Genomic DNA, 20,363 nt, shown 5'->3' on the forward strand with positions numbered 1-20,363 from the left:
GACCGCAACCTCGTGCTCGGCAACCCACCCGGCCGCGCCCGGCAACCGACCCGCACCGGTGGCCCCCGCTGGGCCGCGGTGCCACGATCGGTCTCATGGTCGTGAACGCCGAGGGATGGACCGAGGGAACCGTCGACGTCGCGGGGCACCCGGTGTTCTACCGGCGCAGCGCCGACGTCCCGGACGCCCTGCCGATCGTCCACGTGCACGGCTTCGCGATCTCGGGCACCTACCTCATGCCGACCGCCCGCCGGCTGGCCGCGCGGGCCACGAACCTCGTCCCGGACCTGCCGGGGTACGGCCGGAGCGAACGGTGGGACTACACGCTCGGGATCCCTGCCCTGGCGAACGCGCTGATCCGGATCCTCGACTCCCTCGAGCTCGAGAAGGTGGTCCTGGTCGGCAACTCGATGGGCTGCCCCATCAGCCTCGAGGTCGCGCACAGCGCGCCCGACCGGGTCGACCGCATCGTGCTCGTGTCTCCGGCGGGGGGCGTGCACAACCAGGGTCTGGCGCGGGCCATCCGGCAGCTCGCGGCGGACGGTCCGCGCGAGAGCCGCAAGATGGCGCGCGTGGCGGTCCCGGACTACGTGAGGTTCGGGCCGATCAACACGTTCCACCTGTTCAGCGAGCTGACCCGGTTCCCGTCCTTGGAGCGCATCGTCGCGTCGGCGGTCCCGACGCTCGCCGTCATCGGGAGCAGGGACCCGCTCATGCCGCCCCCGACGCGGGTGCGGGAGGTGAGCCGCATGGCGGGCGACCACATCACGATCGCGCTGATCGAGGGGGCCGCGCACGCGATCAACTTCAGCCACCCCGGCGAGCTCGCGCACGTGATCGGGTCCTGGCTCGACGGCGTGAAGATCGTCGACGACCCCGACTCCCCCGGCCTGACCCGCGTCCTTCAGCTCCCGCGCGACTGACCGCCCGCGGGCGGGGCCGCGCGGCCCGACGACCGCACGCGCCGCCCACAGGTCGCGGCACCTCCGTCGGCCCGACGACGGCACACGCCGCCCGCTGGTCGCGGCACGTCCGCAACGGATCGCGGCAACGTCCGCGTCGGGTCACCCGGCACGACACCCACGACGCCCACGACGCCCACGACAGGGCCGCCCCTGCCACCCCCCGGAGAGCCCTACGCCCCGACGATCCGCTCGAGCAGGAGCGCGTGCAGCCGGGGGTCGGCGAGCGGCCGGAAGTGGCCCGGGGTGTCGAGCACGACGTCCTGCGCCCCCTCGAGGAAGCTGCCCGCGGGGATGTGCGGGTCCCACCGGCTGTGCACCGAGGTGATGCGCTCGTTCACGTCCCGCTCGGCGGACAGCGCCACGATCGTCGCGTCGTTCGGGATGAATGCGCGCACCGCGGGCGCGACGAACCAGCGCGCGTAGGCCGACCCGGCGAAGGGCGTGTTGATCGCGATCATCGACGCGATCCGGTCCTCGGGGTCGTCGCGCACCATGGCGAGCTTGCCGATGAGCCCGCCCTTGCTGTGCGCGACGACGACCACGTCGCGCAGGTCGTGCTCGCGGACGTAGCGGCCGAGGACGGCTGCCCCGGCGGCGACGGGCCGACGGTTGTCGCCGAGCTCCGGGAGCACGTGGACAGCCACGCCGTGCTCGTGCAGCAGGGTGGCGAGCGGCAGGAGGAAGTGCCACGACTCGTACACGCCCGGGACGAGCACGACGGGCGGCCCGACCGGGTGGGCCGGGGTGCGCAGGCCGTCAGGGTCCACCCGGGACGTGATGCCTGCGGCCTGCCAGCGGAGCACGCTCGCGTAGTCGAGCACGCGCCACCAGGTGCGTCGCAGGCTCAGGCCCGGACGCACCCCCTGGCCGCCGCTCCCGCCCGGCATGGCTCTCCCGTCGTCGTCACGTCAGGTCGCCGTCGACGTCAGCGGCCCCACCCGATCGTGACCCCTCAGGCCCCGAAGCGCGCGTTCGTCGGCACGATCTGCTTGCCGAGCGGCAGCAGGGAGATGGGGATCATCTTGAGGTTGGCGATACCCATCGGGATGCCGATGATCGAGACGAACAGCGGGATCGAGGTGATCACGTGCCCGATCGCGAGCCAGATCCCGGCGAAGATCACCCAGATCACGTTGCCGATCGTGGAGAACGCGCCGGCCGTGGGCTTGTCGACGACCGTGCGCCCGAACGGCCACAGCGCGTAGCCGGCGATGCGGAAGCTCGCGATCCCGAACGGGATGGTGATGATGAGGACGCAGCAGATGATGCCGGCCAGGACGTAGCCGAGCGCGAGCCAGAGGCCCGCGAAGATCAGCCAGATGACGTTCAGGATCGCGTTCATGCCCCGATTCTCCCCCAGCCCGCCCACGCGGAGGGGTCGGCCGCGCCACCGGACCTGCGCAGCCCGCGGACGCCCGGCTCGCCCCACCCACGGTGCGCTGCCCTCCCGGGGTGCGCGACGCCGTCGGGCAGGACACACCCCGGCCCGGCGCGCGCCCGCCGAAAACTAGACTGCTCGCGTGTCCCCCCTCCACTCCGCCCCCGGCAGCTCCCCTCTCGGCACGACCCCGACCATCGCCGACCGCTATGCCGCGGTGCGCGCGCGCATCGACGCAGCGGCCCTCGCCGCGGGCCGGGCCCCGGACGAGGTGCAGCTCCTCGTCGCGACCAAGACGCAGGACGCCGCGGCGGTCCGCGCGGTCGTGGCCGCGGGCGCGACGCTGATCGGCGAGAACCGCGTCCAGGAGCTCGTCGCCAAGGCCGCCGACCTCGCCGACCTGGTCGCGGACGGCTCGGTGCGGGTCCACATGATCGGGCACCTGCAGCGCAACAAGGTCAACCAGGTCCTGGCCACGGCCACGGGCGTCGAGTCGGTCGACTCGCTCGCGCTCGCCGAGGCCCTCGCGAGCCGTTGCGCGCGCGAGGGCCGCACGCTCGACGTGATGGTCCAGGTCAACGTGTCGGGCGAGGAGTCCAAGGCGGGCGTGGGGCCCGACGGCGCCGCGCACCTCTCCCGTCAGGTCGCCGCCCTGGAGGGTCTTCGCCTCACGGGGTTCATGACGATCGGGGCGAACTCCCCCGACACCGCGCTGGTGCGCGCCGGGTTCTCCCGGCTTCGCGACATCCGTGACGAGGTGCTAGCGAGCGGCGCCCCAGGGACGGGAGAGGCGCGCGAGCTGTCGATGGGCATGAGCGGAGACCTCGAGGCGGCGATCGCCGAGGGCGCGACGATCGTGCGCGTGGGGACCGCGGTGTTCGGAGCCCGTGCCGTCGCTGCGCCCGCCGGCTGACGGGCTGCAGGACGGCCCGCGCTCCCGGTCGTCCGGCCCGCACGACCGGCCCACGCTCCTGGCCATCCGTCCACGGGACCACCGCCGAGGACCGTCGGCGGACGGGGCTGTTCACCACGACCCGTTGCCGCCATACTCGTCGTCGTCCTCGGACGCGCCCGCCCTGTCCTGGGGGCCGGGCGCTCGGCCACGACGAACGGAAGACCATGGCCTCCACGCTCGACCTCCACACCTCCGCCCACCCGGACGCGGCGCGCGACATCGCCCACGCGACCCTCACCGAGGCCGGCGTCCGGCTCACCCCGACCGGTACGCACAGCGCCGACGGCGAGCGGGGCACCCGGTGGGTCACGCTGGCCTTCGGTGCGTTCGCGGGCAAGGCCAGCCAGCACCTGAAGATCCAGGTCAGCACGTTCGCGCTCGGCGAGTCGGGCTCGATCGTGCGGGTCTCGCTCGTGAGCACGGGCATCGCGGCCGGTGCGATCGGCGCGGCACGGGCCCAGAAGATCATCACCGAGCTCCAGGCGCAGGTCGCCGCGGCGCTGCCCGCTGCGGTGCCCGCGACCGAGCCCCGGTAGGGACGACGGATCCCGGCGGTCGAGGACGACCGCCGGGATCGGCACAGGTGACGGCCTGGGTCACGGGGGGACGCGGGCTGCCCCAGGCCGCCCCGGCCCTGAGGCCCCGGGGCCCTAGGCCCCCAGCAGCTCGAGCGCTCGGCGCACGCCGGGCGCCCCGGCTCCCCGCAGGGCCTCGCGCGCCTCGTCGACGCCGACGCCCGCGAGCAGCATGACGAGCGCGACGTGGATCTCGCCGCCGGCACGGTGCAGGGTCTGCTCGCACTCGTCGGTCTCGAGCCCCGTGGCCTGGACGAGCATGCGCACGATCCGGGCACGGAGCTTCTGGTTGGTCGGGCGGACGTCGATCATGAGGTTCGAGTACGTCTTGCCGAGCCGGATCATGGTCGCGGTCGAGAACGTGTTGAGCACGAGCTTCTGCGCCGTGGCGGCCTTCATGCGGGTCGAGCCCGTGACGACCTCGGGGCCCGTGTCGAGCAGGATCGCGACGTCGACGCGCGACGCGAGGCGTGCCTGCGGGTTGGCGCTCACGAGCACGGTCGCGGCGCCGCGCTCGCGCGCGACGTCGAACGCGCCACCCACGTAGGGCGTGCGCCCGCTCGCCGCGAGACCCACGACCAGGTCGCCGGCCCGGACCTCGTCGGCGTCGGCGCGGCCGAGCTCGACGTCGTCCTCGGCTCCCTCGACAGCGAGCATCATGGCGCCCGCGCCCCCGGCGAGGTGGGCTTCGAACCACTCCTCCCCCACGCCGTAGGTGGGCAGCAGCTCGACCGCGTCGAGCACGCCGAGGCGGCCCGACGTGCCCGACCCGAAGTAGTGGACCTTGCCACCGCCGCGCAGCGCGGCCACGGCCAGGTCGACGGCCGCGGTGATGCGGTCGGCCTCGGCACGCACGGCGTCCGCGACGCCCGCGTCCTCGTCGGTGATGCGCCGCACGACCTCGGCCGTGGGGAGCAGGTCGATGTCCGTGGTGCGCGGGTTGCGCTCCTCGGTCGGCGACGCGAGCCGGAGCACCTCCTGCCAGTCCTCGGCGGCGGAGGCGTGCCCGGCCGAGAGGTCCCCCTGGGTGGCGGGGCGGGTGTCGGTCATCGGTGCGTTCCCTTCGGCATCGGGGCGAGCCCGAACGGGGTGTTGGCCAGCACGAGCCGGCGGATGGGCCCGGTGAACGCGGGCCAGATCAAGGGGGTGGGCGGGGTGAGCGAGCCGAGCACGGTCGCGCGGCGCGCCCCGGTCGAGCGTCGACGCTGCTCGCCCTTGGCGGTCCCGGCGACCCCGTGGGCCGACAGGAAGCCGAGGAGCGCGAACAGGTACGCCTCCTTGGCGTCGATCGGCATGCCGAGCTGGTCGGCCGTGAGGAGCTCGCACCCCTCGGGCAGGTAGGCGCGCAGACGGGCGAGCAGGGTCGGGTTGTGCGCCCCGCCGCCCGAGACGACGACGCGACGCACCTCGCGCTGGGGGTCACCGTCACGGTGGGCGCCCTGAGCGACCGAGAGCAGGCCCTCCGCGATGGTCACGGCGGTGAGCTCGGTGAGCGTCGCGACGAGGTCGGCCCCCGTGAGGTCGGGGCGGACCGCGGCGAGCTTGCGCGGCACGTAGGTCGCGTCGAACAGCTCGCGACCGGTCGACTTGGGGGCCTTGGCCGCGAAGTACGGGTCGTCGAGCAGCGCACGCAGCGCGGCCTGGTCCACGGTCCCGGTCGCGCCCAGGGCGCCGTCGCGGTCGAAGGGCTCTCCCGTGAGCCGGCGCATCGTGAGGTCGATGAGGCAGTTGCCGGGCCCGGTGTCCCAGCCGGTCACGGGCGCCTCGACCTCGCCGACGAGCGTGACGTTCGCGATCCCGCCGATGTTGAGCGCCGCGCTGAGCCCGGCCGGCGCGCCGTCCGGGGACTGCGGGTCGCGCCCGAGCCACAGCGCGTCGAGCACGCTCACGAGCGGCGCCCCCTGCCCGCCCGCGGCGATGTCCGCGACCCGGAAGTCGTTGATGACGGGGCGACGGGTGCGCTCGGCGATCCAGGCGGCGTTGCCGAGCTGGAGGCTGCCGTGCGCGCGGGCGCCCACGACCCAGTGGTAGAGCGTCTGGCCGTGCGACGCGACGAGGTCGACGTCGCCGCCCGCCACGTCGTCGATGGCCTGGCGTCCGGCACGGCCGAACTCCTGCCCGATGAGCGTGTCGAGCTGCGTGACCTCGCCCATGTCGACCGGAGCCGGCGGCAGCGCCTTGAGGATGCGTTCGCGCAGCGCCGCAGGCCACTCGTACTCGGTGTGCCCCAGGGGGCGCATGCGCAGGACCCCGTCGGGGCCCAGGTGGAAGTCGGCGGCGGCCGCGTCGATCGCGTCGACCGACGTGCCCGAGGACAGGCCGAGGACGATCATCGGGTCACCTCCGCGGTGGCGGCGGTCAGCTGCCCGACGGCGGCGCGCGCGTTGGCACGTCCGGTGCCGCACGCGACGACCACGGTGGTCTCGTCCCCGAACCAGGCGGGCACGGCGTCGGGGAACCCGGTGTGCACCACGACGAGCCCGGGGCGCGCGCCGCGCAGGGCGTCGAGCATGCCGGCCTCGCGGCTGCCCGGGACGGGTTCGCGGGTGATCACGACGAGGGGGCGGACGGGGTCGTCTGCGGACAGGACCGCCGAGACCGCGGCGAGCGTCGCCTCCCACCCGGCCGGGTCGGAGAAGACGTGGACGTCGGTGCCGGGGAAGGTCGCCCGGAGCGCGTTCTGGACGTGCTGGGCGGTGCGCCCCGCGGCGTGGTCGAACCGCTGGCGCAGGTCGATCACCTCGGGTGCGGGGCCGGAGGGGTCGAGGTGCGTGCGGGGTCCGTGCGTGCGCACGGCCCGCTCGGCGGCCTCCTGCCCGACGGCGGCGAGCGCCTCGAGCGCAGCGGTCGCCTCGGTCGGGCCGCACGTCGCGCCCGCGGAGGCCTGGAGCTCGCGCACCCGGCGCACCGTGCGCGCAGTGCGGGCCGCGGACCCGAGCAGGCGCTCGATCGTGACCCGGCCCTGCTCGACGGCCGCGAGGAGCGCGCTCTGCGCCTGGCGGAACAGCTCCTCGTCGTCGCGCCCGACCGTGGTGCCGAGACACAGCAGGTCGGCCCCGCCCTCGATCGCCTGGACGGCGACCTCGCCGATCCCGTCGGCGCCCTTGACCGCGCCCATGTCCAGGGCGTCGGTGATGATCGGCCCTTCGAAGCCCATCTCCCGTGCCACGAGGGCAGCCGCGGGCTCGAGCGAGACGGGCCGCGGGCCGATCGCCGGGACCAGCAGGTGCGCGGTCATGATCGAGTCGATCGCCACGTCGGGCTCGAAGGCCCGGACGAACGGCGGCAGGTCGCGCTCGCGGATCGTCTCGAGCGGGTCGTCGACCACGGGCAGCGACAGGTGGGAGTCCACGTCGGTCGCGCCGTGCCCCGGGAAGTGCTTGCCGCACGCCCCGACCCCGGCCCGGTGCAGGCCCTGCACGAACGCGGCCCCGTGCCGGGACACCAGGTCGGGCGTCGCGCCGAACGCGCGCACACCGACCACGGGGTTCTCGGTCCGGGAGTTGACGTCGAGCACGGGGGCGAGGTCGAGGTCCACGCCCGTCGCGGCGAGCAGGCGGCCGAGCGCGAGCCCGACCCGCTCGGTGAGGTCCTCGTCGTCGATCGTCCCGAGCGCAGCCGCCCCCGGGATGCTCGACCCCGTGGCGGCCTCGAGCCGGCTGACGTCCCCGCCCTCCTCGTCGATCGCGATCAACAGGTCGGGCGAGACCTCGTGGAGGCTCGCCGAGAGCCTGGCGGTCGTGGCGACGTCGGGCGTGTTGTACGCGAAGTAGATGACGCCCGCGAGGCCCTCCTCGCAGGCCGAGAGCAGCCAGGCCGGGGCGTCCGTCCCCGTGAAACCGGGGAGCAGGACGCCGTTGACGGCGCGCAGCGCGTCGTGGTGCACGGTGGTCATCCCTTCACCGACCCAGCGGTCAGGCCGGAGGACAGGTTGCGCTGCACGAGGACGAAGAAGACGATCACGGGCAGCGTGATGAGGGTCGAGGCGGCCATGACCGCGCCCCAGTCGGTCGTGTTCTCGCCGAAGAACTTCTGCAGGCCGATCGGCACGGTGTACTTGGCCGACTGCTGCAGGAAGGTCAGGGCGAAGATGAACTCGTTCCAGGCCGTGATGAACGAGAAGACGCTCGTGGCGACGACGCCGGGGGCGACGAGCGGCAGCAGGATCTTCCAGAACATGCGACCCCACGAGGCGCCGTCGAGGTACGCGGCCTCCTCGAGCTCGACCGGGACGGCCGCGACGAAGCCGCGCAGCATCCAGATCGCGAACGACAGCGAGAAGGCGATGTAGACGATCGTCAGGCCCAGGAGCGAGTTGAGCATGCCGAGGGTGCGCATCTGGAGGAACAGCGGGATGACGAGGGCCTCGAGGGGCACCATCTGCACCATGAGGACGAGCACGAGGATCGACTTGCGGAAGCGGAACCTGAAGCGGCTCACGGCCACCGCGGCGAGCAGCGCGAGCACCGAGGAGAACACGACGGCGCCGATCGCCACGACGATCGAGTTCCGGAGGTACTGGCCGAACCCGCCGTCGTCGATCACGGTCACGAAGTTGTCCCACGTGACGCCGGCGGGCAGGATCCGCGCCCCGCGGGTCGCGGCCTCGGGGTCGATCGCCGAGGAGAACATCCAGTAGGCCGGGAACAGCGCGAAGACGAGCAGCGCGACGATGCCCACGACCTTGCCCGCGGTGGGCAGGGGGCGCTTGCGCGCCTTGACCCGCAGGACCTGCGGGGGGCGCGGGGCGAGCGAGGCACGGTCGTCGGTCGTTCCGCCCCCCGTGCGGTCTCCAGCGCGCGGGGCGCTGGACGGGGTACCGGTCAGGGCGCTCACAGCTCCTCCTCCTTGAACAGGGTGCGCATGTACACGACGGTGATCCCGAGCAGGATCAGGGTGAGCAGCACGGCGATCGCCGAGCCCATCCCGTACTTGCCCTGCGCGAAGGACTGGATGTAGGACCACACGCCGAGGTTGAAGACCTCCTTGTTGCCGCCGTTTCCGCCCGGCATCAGGTAGATCTGCGTGAAGACCTTGAAGTCCCAGATGGTCGACAGGATCGTGACGACCGCGAAGACGGGGCGCAGGATGGGCGCGGTGATGGCCCAGAACCGGCGCCAGGGCGAGGCTCCGTCCATCATGGCGGCCTCGTGCAGCTCCTTGGGGATCGTCAGCAGGCCCGCGAGGACCGTGATCGCGACGAACGGGAAGCCGTGGTGCACGACGTTGAGCGTCGCGATCGCGTAGAAGCTCAGGCGCTCGGTGAACCAGTTGGTGGTCGCGGGGTCGATCAGCCCGACCGAGTCGAGCACCGACGAGACCAGGCCGTTGAGCGGGTCGAAGATCCAGATCCACACGTAGGTACCGGTGATCGCGGGCACGGCCCAGGCGACCATGATCGCGGTCGAGCAGATCGTGCGCCAGAACGTCCCGAGGTTGTTGAGGAACAGCGCGACGGCCGTGCCCAGGACGACCGTCAGCACCACGCACGCGACGGCGAAGCCGATCGTGTTGGGCAGGACGACGGTCCACAGGAACGAGTCGCCGAAGATCGCGGCGTAGTTGTCGAAGCCGATGTAGTTCGACTCTCCCGACGCGATCTGGCGCAGGCCGTAGTCCTGCAGAGAGATCATCACGACGCGGACCAGGGGCCACAGGAGCAGCACGCCGAGGACGGCCAGCGCAGGGGCCAGGAGCAGCCAGGGGCGCAGCGGGGACTTGTGCCCGAGCAGGCCGCGCATGCCGGAGCGGCGGCGCGGGGTGGACGAGGGGGCCGGGGCCGGGGCCCGGCGCGTCAGCTGGTCGGCCGACGCGCCGGGAACCGAGTGCAGATCTGCCATGGGTTCGTCAGGACCCGAAGGTCTCGTTCATGTCGGCGGCCGCGGTGTCGGCGGCCTCCTGCACCGTGGCGCTGCCCGAGAGGATCGACTGCAGCATGGTCTCGACCGTCTTCTTGCCCTGGATCTGGCCGTAGAGCGGCGTCACCGGGACCGAGGCGCCGGCCTCGACCATCTGCTGGGCGAACGGCGCGACGAGCGGGTCGTTCTCCTCGATGACCTTCTCGAGGAGCGAGGTCTGACCCGGGAAGTAGCCGGACTGGTTGCCCCACTCCTCGGCGAACTTGCCCGTGGTCATCATCTCGACGAACTCCCACGCGAGGTCCTGCTTCTCGCTGGCCGCGAAGACGCCCAGGTGCGACCCGCCGAGGAACGAGTCCGACAGCCCGTCGGTCTCGCCCGGGATGGGGAACGCGCCGATCTTGTCGGCCATGTCCGGGACGTCCGTGAGGATCTTGCCCGGGGTCCAGCTGCCGGAGATCATCATGCCGACGTTGCCCTGCTCGAAGTTGGAGAGGAGGTCGGTCTCCTTCCACGTCGTGGCCGCCGCGGTGGACAGCCCCGCCTCGGTCGCGAGACCGGTGTAGAACTCGAGGCCCTTCACGGAGTCCGGCGAGTTGATCTCGGACGTCCAGGTGTCACCGTCCTTGACGGCCAGGTCGCCGCCCGCACCCCAGATGAAGGGCATGGCGCCGTACTGGCTGTCGCCCGCGATCGGGAAGGGGATCAGGCCGGGGTTCGCGGCCTTGAGCGTCTCTGCTGCGGTCTGCAGCTCTGCCCAGGTCGTCGGCACCTCGATGCCGGCCGCCTCGAAGAGGTCCTTGCGGTAGACGATCGAGCGCACGCCCGCGTACCAGGGCATGCCGTACTGGGCCCCGTCGAGCGTCGCGGACTCGACGAGCCCGGGGACCAGGTCCTCCTCGAGGCCGGATGCCTTGATCTTGTCCGAGAGGTCGGACAGTGCGCCGACCTCCGCGAACTCGCCGGTCCACGTGGTGCCGAGCTCGGCGACGTCCGGCGTGGTGTTGCCCGCGATGGAGGTCGTGAACTTGTCGTGGGCGCTGGCCCACGGCTGGAACTCGATCTGGAGGTCGGCGCCCGTCTCTTCCTTGAAGGCGGTGGTGACCTCGTCGAAGAAGGCGTCCCCGTCGGGGTTGGTGCCCTCCATGATCCAGACCGTGAGGGTCTCGCCGGAGTGGTCGGCGGCGGCTGCGTCCCCCGTGCTCTCGCCGCTGCTGCTGTCCCCGCCGCCACACGCGGTGAGGCCGAGCGCCAGGAGGAGTGTGCCCGTGACGGCCACCGTGCTGCGTCGCTGCATGCCGTGACTTCCTTTCTGGTCGGCTGCCGCGTCGCGGCCAGCCGTTCGTCCCTGCGGACCTGATCGTTCGTGGGGCACCGGATCCTCGGGCCCCTTCGACTCTGAAATAAACTTACATCAGGTTGGGTGTCCGTGAAGATTACCGCCATCGACGGGCAGAGGGAAGCCGGTCGCGAAGTTGTGACACGTTCTTAACCTGCCCGGCACACGGCGGCTCCCGGCGCCCCGCGAGCGCGCCCGGGCGTGCGCCGGGGCAGGCAGGTGGCCGCCTGCCCCTCAGGCCGGCAGGGCAGGCCGGTGGTCGCCGGGCCTCCGCCCGGCCGGCCACCGGCGCCCGCCCCTATCGCGTCACGGGACGCGCGCGGTCCATTCGGGGGTACCGAACTTGGTGCGCACGAGCTCCTCGGCCTGAGCCCGCTCGTCGGGCGTGACGCCACCCTCGACCGTGCGGTAGCGCGAGCGGAAGTGCGCCTTGAACGCCTCGATGACGTCCTCGCGCGCCATGCCGGTCTGCGAGCGCAGGGGGTCGACGCGCTTGTTGGCGCTCTTGGTGCCCTTGTCGCTCATCTTCTCGCGGCCGATGCGCAGGACCTCGAGCATCTTGTCGGCGTCGATGTCGTAGGCCATGGTCACGTGGTGCAGCACCGCTCCCCCGCGCAGTCGCTTCTGCGCGGCGCCGGCGATCTTCCCGGCCGGCGACGCGATGTCGTTGAGCGGCTTGTAGGTCGCCTCGACGCCGACGTCGGCGAGCGCCCCCAGCACCCAGTCGTCGAGGAACGCGTAGGAGCGCTCGAAGCTCAGCCCCTCGACGAGCGAGGCGGGGACGGTGAGCGAGTAGGTGATCGTGTTGCCCGGCTCGACGAACATGGCTCCGCCGCCCGAGATGCGGCGGACCACGGTGATGCCGTGCTTGTCGGCACCTGCGGGGTCGACCTCGTTCCGGAGCGACTGGAACGAGCCGATGATGACGGCCGGCGCCCCCCACTCCCAGATGCGCAGCGTGGGGCCGCGACGCCCGGCGTCGAGCTCCTCGGTCAGCACCTGGTCGAGCGCGAGGTGCATCGCGGGCTGCTCGGGGCCCTCGTGGATGATCTCGAAGACGTGGTCGTCCCAGCCGGTCGCGTGGCCGAGCGCGCGGCGCACCGCGATCGCCACGGCCTCGGGAGAGAACCCGACCATGGTGATGTCGTCGGTCAGGACGGACTCGACGGCCCGGGCCAGGTCGGCCACGGTCGAGGTCTCGGGCAGCCCCGTCAGGGCCGCGTTGATGCCCTCGAGGGCGTCGTCGGGCTCGAGGAAGAAGTCTCCGCTCAGCGCGACGCGCGACAGCCTCCCGTCGTCCGTCTCGACGTCGACCGCCACGAGCTTGCCACCGGGAACCTTGTACTCGCCTCTCATGGTGACCACGGTACGTCGCGCGGCACGCGCCCCGTCCCCTCGCGGGCGCCCGCGACCGCCGAGCACCCGTGACGTGAACCACAAGGAGGAGTAACCTCCAAGCAGCACGGCGCCCCGACGCCCTCCCCGCCGCACACCCCCGGCCGGACGACACGCGTGGAAGTTTTCTCCGCGGTCTAGTGCTGTTCTGAAATTTCATGCCAGAATGAGGCGTGACCTGGACGCCGGACGTCGACCTCGCCCGCACGGAGAGCGCTACGGACGCCCTCACCTCTCCCGAGCCCCCACCCTTCCCGACGCCGCCCCGCTGGCTCGTCGCGATCGACGTGGGCGGCAGCGGGAGCCGGCTCGTCGCCGTCCCCCTGCCCGCCGTCCCCGCGCCCTCCGCCGACGGGCCGGACGCCGACCACCCCGCCGTCACCCCTGACGAGGCACGGCACCGCACCGAGCTCACGGGGCGCAGCGTCGCGATCGGACCCGACGGCAGCGACGTCGCCGACGTGGTGCGCGACCTGTGCGCGTCGTTCGTCGCGGCCAGAATCGAGCCCCACGGCGCACCCCCGGTCGTCGCCGCGGCCGCGGTCGGCGCGACGGGCCTCGCCACGCTCGTCCCGGACCCCGCCACGGTCCACGCCGCGCTCCGCACGTCCCTCGGGACGAGCCGGACCGCGGTCGCAGCCGACGCCCTCACGGCCCACCTGGGCGCCCTGGGCGGGCGAGCGGGAGCCGTCGTCGCGGTCGGCACAGGAGCGATCGCGCTGGGCACCGACCTCCGCGACGTCTGGCGCCGCACCGACGGCTGGGGGCATCTCCTGGGCGATCTCGGGTCGGCCTCGTGGATCGGTGCGCACGGGCTGCGGGCAGCCCTCGCGGCCCACGACGGGCGGGCGACCGGTGGTTCGCGTCCCCTCCTCGCCACGGCCCAGGCGCGGTTCGGCCCCGTGCCGACCTGGCCCGCCCAGCTCTACACGCGCGCCGACCGCGCCCAGGTCCTCGGGTCCTTCACCCCCGACGTCGCCGCGGCTGCTGCCGCGGGCGACCCCGCGAGCGTCCAGATCCTCACCGAGGCAGGCAGGCACCTGGCCGAGACGCTCGCCGCCGCGCTCGCTCCCGGCCTGCCACCCCTCGCCGCGGCCACGGGCGGGGTCCTCGCGGCCGGCCCGTCCCTGACGGGCGCCCTCGCACGCCGGTTCGCGGCCCTGCGCCCCGACGCCGAGCTCGTCCCCTCCGCGGGCACCCCGCTCGACGGCGCGCTCCACCTGGCCCGGCTGCTCACCCAGGGCGCCACGAGCAGCACCACCGACGCTCCCACGCCTGCCGCTCCCCTCCTCGCCCGTGCACCCTGGCTGAGCCTCGGCGACGAACCCCCTGTTCCCGCACCGTCCACGCCCACCCCGATCACAGGAGATCCGACATGACAGGTGACGGACTCGTCCGCATCCGACAGGCCCTGCCGACGCTCCGCCCCGCCGAGGCCCGGATCGCCGAGGCGGTGCTCGCGGACCCGACCGCCGTCGTCGGGTCGACGATCAACGAGCTCGCCGCGCGCGCCGGCGCCTCGCAGGCGACCGTCGTGCGGTTCTGCCGGGCGATCGGCTACGCGGGCTACCCCGAGTTCCGGATCGACCTCGCGCAGGCCACCTCGCGCCGCGAGATGGAGATGGAGCGCTCGAACGTCGCGCACGGCGAGATCAACGAGACGGACACGGCCGAGGACGTCGTCGCGAAGATCGCGTTCCACGAGGCGCGGACCATCGAGGAGACCGCGCGCATGCTCGACCTCGGGGCGCTCGAGCAGGTCGCCGCGGCCGTCGCGGCCGCGCCACGGATCGACGTGTTCGGCGTCGGGTCGAGCGGGCTCACGGGGCAGGACCTCGCGCAGAAGCTCCAGCGCATCGGGCTCGTGTGCTTCGCGTCGCCCGACCCGCACCTCCAGCTCCAGTCGGCCGCGCTGCTCGGCCCGGGCGCGGTCGCGATCGGGATCTCGCACAGCGGGCAGACGGTCGAGACCAACCACGCGCTCGGCATCGCGCACCGGCGCGGGGCGACGAGCGTGGCGATCACCAACTTCCCCGAGTCGCCCCTCGCGCAGGAGGCCGACGTCGTGCTCGGCACCACGGCACGCGAGACGCAGTTCCGCTCGGGCGCGCTGTCGAGCCGCATCGCGCAGCTCGCGGTCGTCGACTTCCTGTTCGTCCGGGTCGCGCAGCGTCTGTACGACCAGACGAGCGCCAACCTCAAGGCCACCTACGACGCGGTCCAGCCCCACCGGCTGGACGGAGAGCGCAAGGCACGAGCATGACGACCGTCTCCGCCGCCACGACGCGGGCTCTCGAGATCCGCACGGACCTGCTGACGAGGGTCGCCCAGGCCCACGACGCGTCGCACTACCTGCTGCGCCCCGAGGCGGTCGCGCGCGCGCAGGACGTGCCCGACGTCGTCGCCGCCTTCGCCGAGGCCCGTCGCCGCGGGCTCCCGGTCACGTTCCGCTCGGGCGGGACGAGCCTGTCGGGCCAGGCGTCGGGCGCAGGGCTGCTCGTCGACACCCGTACGCGCTTCACGCGCGTCGAGGTGCTCGACGACGGCGCGCGCGTGCGCTGCCAGCCGGGCGTGACGCTGCGCTCGGTCAACGGGCGGCTCCTGCGCCACGGGCGACGGCTCGGCCCCGACCCTGCGAGCGAGATTGCGTGCACGATCGGCGGCGTCGTCGCGAACAACTCCTCGGGCATGGCGTGCGGCACGGTCGACACGGCCTACCGCACGATCGAGTCGATGACGCTCGTCCTGCCGAGCGGCACCGTGCTCGACACGGGAGCGCCCGACGCCGACGACCGCCTGCGCGCGCTCGAGCCCGCGCTGCACCGCGGCCTGGCCGCGCTCCGCGACCGGGTGCGGGCGAGCGAGGCCATGCGCGCGACCATCGCCCACCAGTACTCGATGAAGAACACCATGGGCTACGGCGTCAACGCGTTCGTGGACCACGAGTCTCCCGTCAAGATCCTCGAGCACCTGGTCGTGGGGTCCGAGGGGACGCTGGCCTTCGTGGCCGACGTGACGTTCCGGACCGTCCCGCTGCTCCCCGCGGCCTCGACCACGCTCCTGGTCTTCGACGCGCTCGAGCAGGCGACCGACGCGCTCGCGACCATCACGGGCTCGGGCGCGCGGGCCATCGAGCTGCTCGACGCGGCGTCGTTGCGCGTCGCGGCGGCCGACCCGCTCGCCGACGCGTCCATGCGGGCCTTCGCGACCGCGACGACCCAGACGGCCCTGCTCGTCGAGTACCAGGCCACGAGCGCCGAGGGGCTCGAGCCGTTCGAGGAGGCCGCGCGCGCCGTCGTCGGCTCGCTCGACCTCGCGACGCCCGCCGAGCTGACGCGCGACCCCGCGGCCCGTGGGCGGCTGTGGCGCGTCCGCAAGGGCCTGTACACCGCGGTCGCGGGAGCCCGCGCCCCGGGCAGCACGGCCCTGCTCGAGGACCTGGTCGTGCCGGTCCCCGACCTCACCGCGACGGTCCGCGACCTGGGCGGGCTCTTCGCGCAGCACGGCTACAACGACGCCGTGACGTTCGGGCACGCCAAGGACGGCAACCTGCACTTCATGATCACCCCGCGCCTGTCCGACGACGGCGAGCTCGACCGCTTCGCGGCCTTCACCGAGGACATGGTGGGCCTGGTGCTCGGCCGTGGCGGCTCGCTCAAGGCCGAGCACGGCACGGGCCGCATCATGGCGCCGTTCGTCCGGCGGCAGTTCGGCGACGACCTGTACGCCGTGATGCGCGAGGTCAAGGCACTGTGCGACCCCGAGGGCATCCTCAACCCCGGCGTGCTCCTCACCGACGACGACGAGGCGCACCTGCAGCACCTCAAGCTCGTGCCGCCCGTCGGGACGGCCGCTGCGGGAGACCTCGCGGACGTCGTCGACCGGTGCGTCGAGTGCGGGTACTGCGAGCCCGCGTGCCCGTCACGGACGGTCACGACGACTCCTCGGCAGCGCATCGCCCTGCTGCGCGAGATGGTCACGGCCGCCCCTGGCGAGCTCCGCGAGCTCGAGCGCGCCTACGAGTACTCCGCGGTCGACACGTGCGCGGTCGACTCGCTGTGCGTGACCGCGTGCCCCGTCGGGATCGACACGGGCAAGGTCATGAAGGTCCGTCGCGCGCAGCGCCACGGGGCCGTGGTCCAGCGCGCCGGGCGCGTGGCCGCCGACCACTGGGGCGGCGCGGTCACGGGCCTGCGCGGCGCGCTCGGCGTGGTCGACCTGGTGCCCACGCCCCTGGTCACTGCCGCGTCGAAGGTGGGACGCGCGGTGCTGGGCGACGACGTCGTGCCGCTCGTGGGGCCCGACCTCCCGGGGCCCGGACCGCGACGGGTATCCCCCGGTGACCGCCCGGCGCACGGCGCGGCGAGCGTCGTCTTCTTCCAGTCGTGCATGGGCTCGCTCTTCTCGCCCGCCGACGCCTCGCCCAGCCCGGGCGGCGTCGGCCCCGCGTTCCTCGCGCTGTGCGAGCGCGCCGGGATCTCGGTCGCGATCCCCGACGGCGTCGAGGGCCTGTGCTGCGGCACGCCCTGGGTCTCCAAAGGGCTGACCGACGGCGCCACGGCGATGGCCGAGCGGACCTTCGACGCGCTCTGGGCGGCGACCGACAGCGGCCGCCTGCCCGTCGTCTCGGACGCGTCGAGCTGCACGCACGGCCTCGAGGGGGTCGGCTCGCACCTCGTGGGCGAGGCGCGCGACCGGTTCGAGCGGCTGCGCGTGCTGGACGCCGTGACGTTCGTGCGCCACGACGTGCTGCCCGCGCTCGAGGCGGCCGGTCGCGACCCGCGGACCGCGGGCAGCACGCTGGCCTCGCTCGTCCTGCACCCGACCTGCTCGTCGATCCACCTGGGGGTCGTCGGCGACCTCGAGGCGGTCGCGCGCGCGGTGGCCGACGACGTCGTGCTCCCCCTCGACGCGGGGTGCTGCGGCTTCGCTGGCGACCGCGGGATGCTCCACCCCGAGCTCACGGCCGCGGCGACGCGCGCCGAGGCCACCGAGGTCGCTGCCCACGCGCGCGATCACGGCCGCGCGGACGCGTACGCGTCGAGCAACCGGACGTGCGAGATGGGCCTGAGCCGGGCGACGGGCGAGGACTACGTGCACGTCGTCGAGCTGCTCGAGGCCGCGACCCGCCGCTGACGCGGGCACGAGAACGGGCGTGACCGGGAGGCCACGCCCGTTCCTGCGTCGCAGGGGCCGGGCGGACGCCGGGACCTGCCGGGGATCAGCGCGGCAGGACGCCCGCGTGGATGAGCCCGTAGATCGCGGAGTCCGTCAGCGCCTCCCAGGCCGCCTCGATGAGGTTCGGCCCGACGCCGACCGTCGACCAGGACGTCGCCCCGTCGGTCATCTCGATGAGGACGCGCGTGATGGCGTCCGTGCCCTGCTCGGTGTCGAGGATGCGGACCTTGAAGTCGATCAGCTCGAACGCCTCGATCTCCGGGTACACGCGCCGCAGCGCGAGCCGCAGCGCGTGGTCGAGCGCGTTCACGGGTCCGTTGCCCTCGCCCGTCTTGACGATGCGCTTGCCACCGGCGTGCAGCTTGACGGTCGCCTCGGCCGTCGCCTCGGTGCCACGTCCCCCGGCCCGCTCGACGATCGTGCGCCAGCTCTCGACCCGGAAGTACTGCGGCCGCTCGCCCGCGATCTCCTCGCGCAGCAGCAGCTCGAACGAGGCGTCTGCCGCGTCGTAGGTGTACCCGCGGGCCTCGGCCTCCTTGACGCGGTGCGTCACGCGCGAGAGCACGTCGGCCTGGTCCGACAGGTCGAAGCCCATCTCGCGGCCCTTGAGCTCGATCGACGCGCGGCCTGCCATGTCCGAGATGAGCATGCGCATGTCGTTGCCCACGAGCGTGGGCTCGATGTGCTGGTAGAGGTCCGGGTCGACCTTGATCGCCGAGGCGTGCAGCCCGGCCTTGTGCGCGAACGCGCTCGCCCCGACGTACGGCTGGCGCGCGTACGGGGAGATGTTGGTGATCTCGCTGATCGCGTGGGCGATGCGCGTGGTCTCCTGCAGGCCGCCGTCGACGAGCAGCGTGCGCCCGTGCTTGAGCTCGAGGTTCGCGACGACCGTGATGAGGTCCGCGTTCCCGGTGCGCTCGCCGTAGCCGTTGACGGTCCCCTGGACGTGCGCGGCCCCCGCGGCGACGGCCGCGAGCGAGTTCGCGACCGCGCAGCCCGAGTCGTTGTGCGCGTGCATGCCGAGGAGGGGGTCGCCTGCCTGGGCGAAGAGGCCGTCCGGGATCCCGACGGTGTCGCGCAGGTCCGTGACGATCTCGCCGACCCACTCGGGCAGCATGCCGCCGTTGGTGTCGCACAGCGCCACGACCTCGGCTCCCGCGGCGAACGCGGCCTCGACCGCGGCGCGCGAGTAGGCCGGGTCGAACCGGTAGCCGTCGAAGAAGTGCTCGGCGTCCAGGACCACGCGACGCCCCTCGGCCACGAGGAAGGCGACCGTGTCGGTGATCATGGCGAGGTTCTCGGCACCGGTGGTCCGTAGCGCGCGCTCGGCGTGGCGGATGTCGGACTTCGCGACGAGCGTCACGACGGGCGCCTGAGACGCGACGAGGGCGAGGACCTGCTGGTCGTCTGCGGCACGGATCCCTGCCTTGCGCGTGGCGCCGAACGCGGCCAGCACGGCGTTCTTGAGCGTGAGCTCCTTGGCCGCGCGCGAGAAGAAGTCGGTGTCCTTGGGGATGGCCCCGGGCCACCCACCCTCGATGAACCCCACGCCCAGCTCGTCGAGCAAGGGCGCGATCGCCAGCTTGTCGGAGACGGAGAGGTTCATGCCCTCCTGCTGCGCGCCGTCGCGCAGGGTCGTGTCGTAGACGTGGAACGTCGAGGGTGCGCTCGCTGTGGCAGGAGCTACGGGGTTCACCTGGGAAGTCATCGTGCCGCTCTCTGGGGAGAATCTCGGGGTCCAGCGGTGCCGCCTGGGCGAGACCACTCTAGGTGGATCAGGGCGGGACGCTTCCGCGCGCCACCGGGTGCTCGTCGTTCCCGAGCGCCGGGCGGTCGCTCTCGTGAAGCTCGTGCCCGGCGCTTCGAAGCCCGACGGGGGTGGTGTCAGGCAACAAAAAAACCCCCCGAGGGTGCGGGAGGTTTGCGCGTCCGGTGTGGTGGCCGGGCGCGCTACTCGATAATGAGGTGGGAGACGAGGTGTGTCACAGGACACATGCTGCCACAGCAGCCACGAGGATGGGACGGTGTCCACGGACTGAGCACCCCGACCAGTGAGCGCCCGGAACGGCAGCCTGCAACGACAGGAGACGCACCATGAGCGACCCGAACTTCCCGCCCCGCGGCAACGTCCCGCAGCCCGGCTCCCCCGGATTCCCCCAGGGAGTGCCTCCTGCGATCCCGCCCGTCGTCCCGCCCGACCCGCGGGCCGACTTCCCCGCACCGCACGAGCCCGTCAACCCCGCGGACCCGCGTCTCGCGGTCGAGGTGGGCCGCTTCTGGGCCGGCGCCGCCGCCACTGCGCTCGTCGCGGCGCTCATCGGCCTCGTGGCGGTCATCATCCTCGAGCGCATCTTCTCGTTCACGCTCGTCCCACCGCCGGACATCTTCACGACCGGCTCGCACCAGGCCGCGTTCGCGATCGACGGGGCGATCCTGGCCCTCCTCGCGGCGGGCCTGCTGCACCTGCTGATCCTCACGACGCCGAGGCCGCGAGCGTTCTTCGGTTGGATCATGGCGCTCGTGACCGTCGTCATCACGGCCCTGCCGTTCGCCTGGACGTCGGACACCACGTCGGCCGCGCTGTCCGGGCTCGTGAACCTGCTGATCGGGGTCGCGGTCTGGTCGCTGCTCGCGGGGGTCGCCGGCCGGACGATCGTGCGCCGGGCGGTCTGAGACCTGGAGAGACGCCGGGTGCGGAGCACCCGTCACCGATCGCGTCG

17 protein-coding genes are annotated in these 20,363 nt (G+C 73.1%); 7 read left to right on the plus strand and 10 right to left on the minus strand.

What is annotated here, in order from left to right:
• Positions 1–95: 95 nt before the first annotated feature.
• Entirely contained in the window at positions 96–923 is an 828-nt protein-coding gene (locus ACFWFR_RS07790; RefSeq protein WP_191803445.1) for an alpha/beta fold hydrolase, read from the plus strand.
• A 212-nt stretch (positions 924–1,135) separates the two neighbouring features.
• On the opposite strand, the gene ACFWFR_RS07795 is transcribed toward ACFWFR_RS07790, so the two are convergent.
• Together ACFWFR_RS07795 and ACFWFR_RS07800 are read right to left on the minus strand one after the other, a co-directional pair.
• Positions 1,136–1,852, minus strand: coding sequence for an esterase/lipase family protein (locus ACFWFR_RS07795; RefSeq protein ID WP_377622208.1), 717 nt, complete (start codon positions 1,850–1,852; stop codon positions 1,136–1,138).
• Between the two features lie 65 nt (positions 1,853–1,917).
• Complete coding sequence (locus ACFWFR_RS07800; RefSeq protein WP_377622210.1) at positions 1,918–2,307, minus strand: YccF domain-containing protein; 390 nt, start codon at positions 2,305–2,307, stop codon at positions 1,918–1,920.
• Positions 2,308–2,485: 178 nt separating this feature from the next.
• Here ACFWFR_RS07800 and ACFWFR_RS07805 point away from each other — a divergent pair, with 178 nt between their 5' ends.
• Together ACFWFR_RS07805 and ACFWFR_RS07810 are read left to right on the plus strand one after the other, a co-directional pair.
• Positions 2,486–3,256: a YggS family pyridoxal phosphate-dependent enzyme gene (locus ACFWFR_RS07805; RefSeq protein WP_377622212.1), complete on the plus strand. Its 771-nt coding sequence runs from the start codon at positions 2,486–2,488 to the stop codon at positions 3,254–3,256.
• Between the two features lie 206 nt (positions 3,257–3,462).
• A complete protein-coding gene (locus tag ACFWFR_RS07810; RefSeq protein WP_377622214.1) occupies positions 3,463–3,834 on the plus strand; it encodes a hypothetical protein in 372 nt (123 codons plus the stop codon).
• A 114-nt stretch (positions 3,835–3,948) separates the two neighbouring features.
• On the opposite strand, the gene ACFWFR_RS07815 is transcribed toward ACFWFR_RS07810, so the two are convergent.
• The 7 genes from ACFWFR_RS07815 to ACFWFR_RS07845 form a co-directional block, all read right to left on the minus strand.
• Positions 3,949–4,923: an N-acetylmuramic acid 6-phosphate etherase gene (locus tag ACFWFR_RS07815; RefSeq protein WP_377617391.1), complete on the minus strand. Its 975-nt coding sequence runs from the start codon at positions 4,921–4,923 to the stop codon at positions 3,949–3,951.
• A complete protein-coding gene (locus ACFWFR_RS07820; RefSeq protein ID WP_377622216.1) occupies positions 4,920–6,206 on the minus strand; it encodes an anhydro-N-acetylmuramic acid kinase in 1,287 nt (428 codons plus the stop codon). The genes ACFWFR_RS07815 and ACFWFR_RS07820 overlap by 4 nt, the downstream gene beginning before the upstream one ends.
• Positions 6,203–7,768 (minus strand): glycoside hydrolase family 3 N-terminal domain-containing protein, encoded by a 1,566-nt coding sequence (locus ACFWFR_RS07825; RefSeq protein WP_377622218.1) that lies wholly within the window; start codon positions 7,766–7,768, stop codon positions 6,203–6,205. Before ACFWFR_RS07825 ends, ACFWFR_RS07820 begins: the two co-directional genes overlap by 4 nt.
• Positions 7,765–8,601, minus strand: coding sequence for a carbohydrate ABC transporter permease (locus ACFWFR_RS07830; protein WP_377617596.1), 837 nt, complete (start codon positions 8,599–8,601; stop codon positions 7,765–7,767). The genes ACFWFR_RS07825 and ACFWFR_RS07830 overlap by 4 nt, the downstream gene beginning before the upstream one ends.
• A gap of 104 nt (positions 8,602–8,705) precedes the next feature.
• Complete coding sequence (locus tag ACFWFR_RS07835; protein ID WP_377617385.1) at positions 8,706–9,713, minus strand: carbohydrate ABC transporter permease; 1,008 nt, start codon at positions 9,711–9,713, stop codon at positions 8,706–8,708.
• 7 nt (positions 9,714–9,720) lie between these two features.
• Positions 9,721–11,028 carry a sugar ABC transporter substrate-binding protein gene (locus ACFWFR_RS07840; RefSeq protein ID WP_377622219.1) on the minus strand — a complete coding sequence of 436 codons (1,308 nt, stop codon included), beginning with the start codon at positions 11,026–11,028 and terminating at the stop codon, positions 9,721–9,723.
• A gap of 348 nt (positions 11,029–11,376) precedes the next feature.
• On the minus strand, positions 11,377–12,426 hold the full coding sequence (locus ACFWFR_RS07845) for a biotin/lipoate A/B protein ligase family protein (protein ID WP_377622221.1): 1,050 nt from the start codon (positions 12,424–12,426) through the stop codon (positions 11,377–11,379).
• 212 nt (positions 12,427–12,638) lie between these two features.
• On the opposite strand from ACFWFR_RS07845, the gene ACFWFR_RS07850 reads away from it, so the two are divergent.
• Genes ACFWFR_RS07850 through ACFWFR_RS07860 form a run of 3 tightly spaced genes read left to right on the plus strand, consistent with a single transcriptional unit; the run spans position 12,639 to position 17,601 of the window.
• On the plus strand, positions 12,639–13,844 hold the full coding sequence (locus ACFWFR_RS07850; RefSeq protein WP_377622223.1) for an N-acetylglucosamine kinase: 1,206 nt from the start codon (positions 12,639–12,641) through the stop codon (positions 13,842–13,844).
• Positions 13,841–14,728 (plus strand): MurR/RpiR family transcriptional regulator, encoded by an 888-nt coding sequence (locus ACFWFR_RS07855; RefSeq protein WP_377622225.1) that lies wholly within the window; start codon positions 13,841–13,843, stop codon positions 14,726–14,728. Before ACFWFR_RS07850 ends, ACFWFR_RS07855 begins: the two co-directional genes overlap by 4 nt.
• Positions 14,725–17,601, plus strand: coding sequence for an FAD-binding and (Fe-S)-binding domain-containing protein (locus tag ACFWFR_RS07860; protein WP_377622227.1), 2,877 nt, complete (start codon positions 14,725–14,727; stop codon positions 17,599–17,601). Before ACFWFR_RS07855 ends, ACFWFR_RS07860 begins: the two co-directional genes overlap by 4 nt.
• Before the next feature lie 85 nt (positions 17,602–17,686).
• Here ACFWFR_RS07860 and cimA read toward each other — a convergent pair whose 3' ends face one another.
• A complete protein-coding gene (gene cimA / locus ACFWFR_RS07865) occupies positions 17,687–19,351 on the minus strand; it encodes a citramalate synthase (protein ID WP_377622229.1) in 1,665 nt (554 codons plus the stop codon).
• A 386-nt stretch (positions 19,352–19,737) separates the two neighbouring features.
• Between cimA and ACFWFR_RS07870 the strand changes: the two genes are divergently transcribed.
• Positions 19,738–20,316, plus strand: a complete 579-nt coding sequence (locus ACFWFR_RS07870; RefSeq protein WP_377617375.1) for a DUF6069 family protein — start codon at positions 19,738–19,740, stop codon at positions 20,314–20,316.
• Positions 20,317–20,363: the final 47 nt, after the last annotated feature.

The organism is Oerskovia sp. NPDC060287 (assembly GCF_042726775.1).
In the GTDB taxonomy this organism is placed as follows: Bacteria; Actinomycetota; Actinomycetes; order Actinomycetales; family Cellulomonadaceae; genus Oerskovia; species Oerskovia merdavium.

What these genes read in the sequence shown, in the direction of transcription:
- ACFWFR_RS07840 (WP_377622219.1), bottom strand. Translation starts at nt 11,028, where the DNA reads ATGCAGCGACGCAGCACGGTGGCCGTCACGGGCACACTCCTCCTGGCG.
- ACFWFR_RS07795 (WP_377622208.1), bottom strand. Translation starts at nt 1,852, where the DNA reads ATGCCGGGCGGGAGCGGCGGCCAGGGGGTGCGTCCGGGCCTGAGCCTG.
- ACFWFR_RS07825 (WP_377622218.1), bottom strand. Translation starts at nt 7,768, where the DNA reads ATGACCACCGTGCACCACGACGCGCTGCGCGCCGTCAACGGCGTCCTG.
- ACFWFR_RS07810 (WP_377622214.1), top strand. Translation starts at nt 3,463, where the DNA reads ATGGCCTCCACGCTCGACCTCCACACCTCCGCCCACCCGGACGCGGCG.
- ACFWFR_RS07870 (WP_377617375.1), top strand. Translation starts at nt 19,738, where the DNA reads ATGAGCGACCCGAACTTCCCGCCCCGCGGCAACGTCCCGCAGCCCGGC.
- cimA (WP_377622229.1), bottom strand. Translation starts at nt 19,351, where the DNA reads ATGACTTCCCAGGTGAACCCCGTAGCTCCTGCCACAGCGAGCGCACCC.
- ACFWFR_RS07815 (WP_377617391.1), bottom strand. Translation starts at nt 4,923, where the DNA reads ATGACCGACACCCGCCCCGCCACCCAGGGGGACCTCTCGGCCGGGCAC.
- ACFWFR_RS07835 (WP_377617385.1), bottom strand. Translation starts at nt 9,713, where the DNA reads ATGGCAGATCTGCACTCGGTTCCCGGCGCGTCGGCCGACCAGCTGACG.
- ACFWFR_RS07855 (WP_377622225.1), top strand. Translation starts at nt 13,841, where the DNA reads ATGACAGGTGACGGACTCGTCCGCATCCGACAGGCCCTGCCGACGCTC.
- ACFWFR_RS07845 (WP_377622221.1), bottom strand. Translation starts at nt 12,426, where the DNA reads ATGAGAGGCGAGTACAAGGTTCCCGGTGGCAAGCTCGTGGCGGTCGAC.
- ACFWFR_RS07790 (WP_191803445.1), top strand. Translation starts at nt 96, where the DNA reads ATGGTCGTGAACGCCGAGGGATGGACCGAGGGAACCGTCGACGTCGCG.
- ACFWFR_RS07800 (WP_377622210.1), bottom strand. Translation starts at nt 2,307, where the DNA reads ATGAACGCGATCCTGAACGTCATCTGGCTGATCTTCGCGGGCCTCTGG.
- ACFWFR_RS07860 (WP_377622227.1), top strand. Translation starts at nt 14,725, where the DNA reads ATGACGACCGTCTCCGCCGCCACGACGCGGGCTCTCGAGATCCGCACG.
- ACFWFR_RS07820 (WP_377622216.1), bottom strand. Translation starts at nt 6,206, where the DNA reads ATGATCGTCCTCGGCCTGTCCTCGGGCACGTCGGTCGACGCGATCGAC.